The sequence below is a fragment of the Saccharomonospora saliphila YIM 90502 genome (genome assembly GCF_000383795.1).
Classification (GTDB): domain Bacteria; phylum Actinomycetota; class Actinomycetes; order Mycobacteriales; family Pseudonocardiaceae; genus Saccharomonospora; species Saccharomonospora saliphila.
In genome coordinates, this window is the sequence record NZ_KB912687.1 from 23976 (window position 1) to 29402 (window position 5427).

General features: G+C 69.3%; 6 protein-coding genes and 1 pseudogene. 3 read left to right on the forward strand and 4 right to left on the reverse strand.

Annotated features, from left to right (window positions below; translation table 11 throughout):
- Positions 1-150: 150 nt before the first annotated feature.
- Positions 151-1055, reverse strand: a pseudogene (locus SACSA_RS0114280) (AurF N-oxygenase family protein).
- A gap of 57 nt (positions 1056-1112) precedes the next feature.
- Between SACSA_RS0114280 and SACSA_RS0114285 the strand changes: the two are divergent.
- Positions 1113-1901 carry a TetR/AcrR family transcriptional regulator gene (locus tag SACSA_RS0114285; RefSeq protein ID WP_019816580.1) on the forward strand — a complete coding sequence of 263 codons (789 nt, stop codon included), beginning with the start codon at positions 1113-1115 and terminating at the stop codon, positions 1899-1901.
- On the forward strand, positions 1898-2230 hold the full coding sequence (locus tag SACSA_RS0114290) for a DUF4873 domain-containing protein (protein ID WP_019816581.1): 333 nt from the start codon (positions 1898-1900) through the stop codon (positions 2228-2230). Before SACSA_RS0114285 ends, SACSA_RS0114290 begins: the two co-directional genes overlap by 4 nt.
- Before the next feature lie 216 nt (positions 2231-2446).
- Here SACSA_RS0114290 and SACSA_RS0114295 read toward each other — a convergent pair whose 3' ends face one another.
- From SACSA_RS0114295 to SACSA_RS0114305, 3 genes are all read right to left on the reverse strand, one after another.
- Complete coding sequence (locus SACSA_RS0114295) at positions 2447-2677, reverse strand: type II toxin-antitoxin system CcdA family antitoxin (RefSeq protein ID WP_019816582.1); 231 nt, start codon at positions 2675-2677, stop codon at positions 2447-2449.
- Positions 2678-2774: 97 nt separating this feature from the next.
- Positions 2775-3005 (reverse strand): DUF3107 domain-containing protein, encoded by a 231-nt coding sequence (locus SACSA_RS0114300; RefSeq protein WP_019816583.1) that lies wholly within the window; start codon positions 3003-3005, stop codon positions 2775-2777.
- Positions 3006-3050: 45 nt separating this feature from the next.
- Positions 3051-3707 (reverse strand): ferritin-like fold-containing protein, encoded by a 657-nt coding sequence (locus SACSA_RS0114305; protein ID WP_019816584.1) that lies wholly within the window; start codon positions 3705-3707, stop codon positions 3051-3053.
- Between the two features lie 446 nt (positions 3708-4153).
- On the opposite strand from SACSA_RS0114305, the gene SACSA_RS0114310 reads away from it, so the two are divergent.
- A partial coding sequence (locus SACSA_RS0114310; protein WP_028661880.1) for a DEAD/DEAH box helicase occupies positions 4154-5427 on the forward strand: 1274 nt, incomplete at its 3' end.

Sequence of the window (5427 nt, forward strand, 5' to 3'; positions counted from 1 at the left end):
CACGTCCGGCTGGGCCCCGAGTGAGCCGTGTCCGGCTCGGGACCCGGATGAACCGCCTCCGGCTCAGGACCCGATGAGCGGTCGGCCGGGCCGGCCACCTCGGCGTGCAACGTGGTGCCGTCGGTGGTGACGACCCGATGATCCCCGCGCTCACCGGGTGCCCAGCAGGAAGGACCGGCGCCACCGAGGGCACTCCCGACGGAGCCGATCAGTCCGTTCTCGTCGAGGAACTTCATGATCCGCTCACCGGCGTAGCGGATCGACTCCTGCCAGTACGGATTGGCCATGGCCGCGCGGTACCCGTCCCGGGGCCGGATGCCGACGGCCTTGTAGACGCGCGGGTTGATGAGGCTGCGGGTGACCTCGAACGACACCGCCGCGATCAGCCACTGCTGGTATTTCTTCTCCGCACCGGAGAGTTCGGCCATCCCCCTGATGACCTCCTCGCGGGCGAAGGTGACGTGCCGCGCCTCCTCGAGCACGTGAATGCGGTTGACCATCCGCACCAGCGGTTGGATCTCCGGATCGTTCATCTGCTCGCGCTGCATCCGGTCGAGGATCTCCTCGGCGACGAGGATCGAGCCGTACATCGCGGGCCCGTACCCGATCACCGGAAGCAGCTTGGCGAGCCTGCGGCGCCAGCGGACCGGCCCGTACGGCGGGCAGCCGATGCGCTCGGTCATGCGGGCGAACATCGTCGAGTGCCTGCACTCGTCGGCGACCTCGGTGAGCGCGTACTGCGCGAAACCGGTGGTGGGGTCGGCCCGGTAGACCTCCTTGAGCAACATCTGCATGAGCAGGATCTCGAACCACAGGCCGTTGGTGGCGATGCTGGCGATCTCGTGCTTGCCCAGCTCGATGCGCTGCTCGTCGGAGAGCGTCTCCCACAGCTCGGTGCCGTAGAGACTGGTGCGGGTCTCGGGGACGTAGCGCTTGCCCTCGACCAGCGGAGCGTCCCAGTCGATGTCGACCTCGGGGTCGTAGAACTTGTTCGCCGACGACCGGAGCAGCCGTGCGGCGGTCTTTTCCCGCCCGTCCTCCAGCGTGCGCGTCATCGCGCCCACCACCTTCCCCGATTGATGTAACTTCCGGTAACAGTTACTTCTGGTAGCATGGACAACATGGTCGATCGTGTCAACCACGGCAGCGGGGGCTCCGACTCCGCCCGCCCCGGCGACGCGCGCCGGGACCGCTGGCGCAAGCACCGCATCGCCCGGCGTGCCGAGTTCGTGGAAGCCGCGCTGCGCGCGCTGGACGAGCACGGGCCCGAACTCGGCATGGAGGACGTCGCCGCGGCCGCGGGGGTGACCAAGCCGGTGCTGTACCGGCACTTCGAGGACAAGTCGGACCTCTACCTCGCGCTCGGCCAGCGGGGCACCGAGATCCTGTTCGAGCGGCTCATTCCGGCGATCAACGCCGAGCTGGCCCCGGTGCCGCGCATCCGGATGGCGCTCGACGCGTTCTTCTCCGTGATCGAGGAGCACCCGAACCTCTACCGGCTGCTGGCGCGCAAGTCGTTCACCGACCGCCCGGTCGACGCCGACGTGGTCGCCGAGGACAAGCAGGTGATCGCCACCGCGCTGACCGCCCTGCTCGGCGACTACATGCGCATGCTGAACATGGACTCCGGCGCCGCCGAACCGTGGGCGCACGGCATCGTCGGCATGGTGCAGAACACCGGCGAGTGGTGGCTGGACAAGCGCACGATGAGCCGCGACAGCGTCGTGGAGTACCTGACGCGCATCATCTGGGCCGCCATCGATGGGCTCGTCCGCCAGCACGGCATGGTGCTCGACCCGGACAAGCCACTCGACGCGAACAAGGTCGTCCAGCTCCGGCCCACCCGGGCCGCGGACGCGACGACGGCATCGGAGACGACGGGAACGAAAGAGGGGTCATGAGCGGCGACGACCACGACGAGGACGGCTACACCGGACCCGCCACGCTGCTGGTGGACGAGACCGAGTTCGAGGTCGAGGTGCACCTGCGCGGGCACTTCCAGCCGATCGACGGCTACTACCACTGGTACGGCCGGATCAGGCCCGACCGGCGGCTCTCGGAGCTGGCGGGAGGAAGGAAGCGCACGGTCGAACTGCGCACTCCCGAGGGCAGTGCGCACGGCGAGATCTCGGACCCGGACCCGTGGGACCGCTACCGCGTCACCGGCACCAGCACACCCCCGTTCGCGGTGCCGACCTCGCTGGACGATCTCGCGCCCGCCTGGGACTGACGCGCGCCGGTCCCGGACACCCGCGCACCGTCAGCCGTGTGGTGACTCCGCCCGCGGACACGCCCGGGCGAGCCGCTGAGGACCTCGGCGTCCAGATGCGCGGGCGCGTGCATGATCGTGTCCGTGAGCCGTCGGCGAATCGCGTCGCTGTGCACGGCCCCCACGAGAACGTCCACGACAACGGACGCATCGACGACAAGCGTGCTCGAAGAAGGGTCAGATCGCGCCACGGTCACCCATGTCGTCACGGGCGGCATCGAGTGCACCGAGGATGTGTTCGCGCGTGATCTCACCTCGAGGCGCGGGCAGGTCGGCGAGCCACCGATTGGTGGCACTCTTGTCGAGTTCGGCCACGATGGCGGCCTGTGTCAGGGCGGAGACGTTGAGCCCTGCCTCACGCGCGCGTTCCGCGACGTCGTCGGGAACGTAGACGTTCAAGCGTGCCATACACACAGAGTACACACACTCGCGTGGACGGGTAGCCACGGCGAGGACGCCGCACCCGCCCGGCGTTCGCGCGAGCGCCGGGCGGGCAACGCCGGGGTCAGGAACCGACCGCGAAGCCGACCTTGCGCACGTCCGACGGGGCGATCTCGACGTAGGCGATCCGGTCGGCGGGCACCAGGTACTTGCGGCCCTTCTCGTCCGTCAAGCGGAAGAGGCCGTCGTCGGCATTCAGGGCCTCGGACACCATCTTCTCCACCTCGTCGGGCGACTGGCTGCTGGCCACCACGAGCTCCCGAGGGGTGTCCTTGATGCCGATCTTGACCTCCACGTGTGACCTCCGCCTGTCGATGGGTGCCGTTGGTACGCCACCAGGCTAGCCGAGACCGAGCGTTTTCATCCGCTTGGTGTGGCGCTGCTGCAGCCGCCGGAACAGTGCGGCGATCCCGGAGAGGTCGCCGGAACCCGCCACGATCAACTCGGCGAGGCCGTCGCGTTCGGCCGCGATGTACTGGGCGTGCGTCAGCGCCTCGCCCAGCAGCCTGCGGCTCCACAGGGACAGCCGGTCGCGCAGCGGGACGTCCGATTCGATCGCCGCCGCGACCTCGCGCTGGGCGAACGCGGAGTGCCCTGTGTCGGCGAGGACGGTGACCACCAGCTCCCGCGTCCGCTCGTCGAGCATCTCGGCCAGTTCGCGGTAGAGGTCGGCGGCGAGGTTGTCCACCACATACGCCTTGACGAGTGATTCCAGCCACGACTTCGGCGCGGTGGAGGCCTGGAAGTCGTCGATGTGGCGGATGAACGGACGCATCGCGTCCTCGACCGCGACGCCGTGCTCGGCGAGGTGGCTCTCCAACAGGCGGTAGTGGCCGATCTCCGCCGCCGCCATCGCGGCCAGCGCGGCGTGCCCGGCCAGGCTCGGCGCCGTCCGGGCGTCCTCGGCGAGGCGGTCGAAGGCCGACAGTTCGCTGTAGGCCAGGACCCCCAGCAGGTCGACCACGCCCGTCTCGATCCGCTCGTGCGCGTCACTCACCCGGCACACCGTAGTTGAGTGGGAATGGAGACCAACAACACGTCACACCACCGGCCTGTCGCGGCCGGCCTCGGCGAGTGGACAAGCTACACTTCGGACTGGTAGTGAAGATGCCCGCATGTGATGCGTGACGGCATGGATGCGTGACGTCGAGGTGGCGCACAGGACACAAGTGCCGGTACCACGCCGGACGCGCCGCCTTCCGCCGCACTTCACTACGGACTGACAATGTGCGTGCACGCCTCCCAGCGGCGTCCCACCCCGTTTCGTGTGACACACCGCGGAGCGAACGCTTCGGCGTGGTGGTCGAGTGTCGCGTGACAACCAGGCTGTGCGCGCTGGTACGAGAGAGGCGATCAGACATCGACCCGAAGAACACCACCGCCGGGCCCACGGCACCGGAGAACGGTACCCCGGGGGCAGGCAACACCGAGACGGCTCATCCCCTGCTGGCGGGCGCCCCGGTCGCGCCCGAGAACCCGACATTCGCCGAACTGGGGGTCCACGACGACATCGTGCGGGCCCTGAACGCGAGCGGCATCGAGCGGACCTTCGCCATCCAGGCGCTGACACTTCCGCTCGCGCTCGGCGGCGAGGATGTCATCGGCCAGGCCCGCACGGGCATGGGCAAGACGCTCGGGTTCGGCGTTCCGCTGCTGCAACGGCTGGAACTGCCGGGCGACGGCACGCCGCAGGCGCTGGTCGTGGTGCCGACCCGCGAGCTGTGCGTGCAGGTCACGAAGGACCTCACCGAGGCGGGACGGCACCTCGGCGTGCGCACCGCCTCCATCTACGGCGGACGCCCGTACGAGGCGCAGATCGAGAGCCTGCGCCAGGGCGTCGACCTCGTGATCGGCACCCCGGGCAGGCTGCTCGACCTCGCCGAACAGCGGCACCTCGTGCTCGGCAAGGTGGGTGCGCTCGTGCTCGACGAGGCCGACGAGATGCTCGACCTGGGCTTCCTGCCCGACATCGAGCGCATTCTCGGCATGGTGCCGCAGAAGCGGCAGACCATGCTGTTCTCGGCGACCATGCCCGGCCCGATCATCAACCTCGCGCGGACGTTCCTGCACCAGCCGACCCACATCCGGGCCGAGGAGAACGACGAGGGGGCCATCCACGACCGCACCGCCCAGTTCGTCTACCGCTCGCACTCCCTCGACAAGCCCGAGCTGATCGCGAAGGTCCTCCAGGCCGAGGGCCGCGGGCTGACGATGATCTTCACCCGGACCAAGCGCACGGCGCAGAAGGTCGCCGACGACCTGAGCGAACGCGGCTTCGCCGCCGCCGCCGTCCACGGCGATCTCGGCCAGGGTGCCCGGGAGCAGGCACTGCGCGCGTTCCGCTCGGGCAAGGTCGACGTGCTGGTGGCCACCGACGTGGCCGCGCGCGGTATCGACGTCACCGACGTCACCCACGTCATCAACTACCAGACTCCCGACGACGAGAAGACCTACGTCCACCGCATCGGCCGCACGGGCCGCGCGGGCAAGACGGGCGTGGCCATCACCCTCGTCGACTGGGACGAGATGCCGCGCTGGAAACTGATCTCGGACGAGCTGGGCCTGGGCATCACCGAGCCGGTCGAGACCTACTCGACCTCGAAGCATCTCTTCGACGACCTCGGCATCCCCGCCGACGCCTCCGGCAGGCTGCCGCTGTCGAAGCGCACCCGCGCCGGGCTGGCCGCCGAGCGCGAGGAGGACTTCGGCGGTCGCCG

Bases quoted from the DNA above. Each gene is read 5' to 3' on its own strand.
- SACSA_RS0114290 (WP_019816581.1), top strand. From the start codon at position 1,898: ATGAGCGGCGACGACCACGACGAGGACGGCTACACCGGACCCGCCACG.
- SACSA_RS0114285 (WP_019816580.1), top strand. From the start codon at position 1,113: ATGGACAACATGGTCGATCGTGTCAACCACGGCAGCGGGGGCTCCGAC.
- SACSA_RS0114295 (WP_019816582.1), bottom strand. From the start codon at position 2,677: ATGGCACGCTTGAACGTCTACGTTCCCGACGACGTCGCGGAACGCGCG.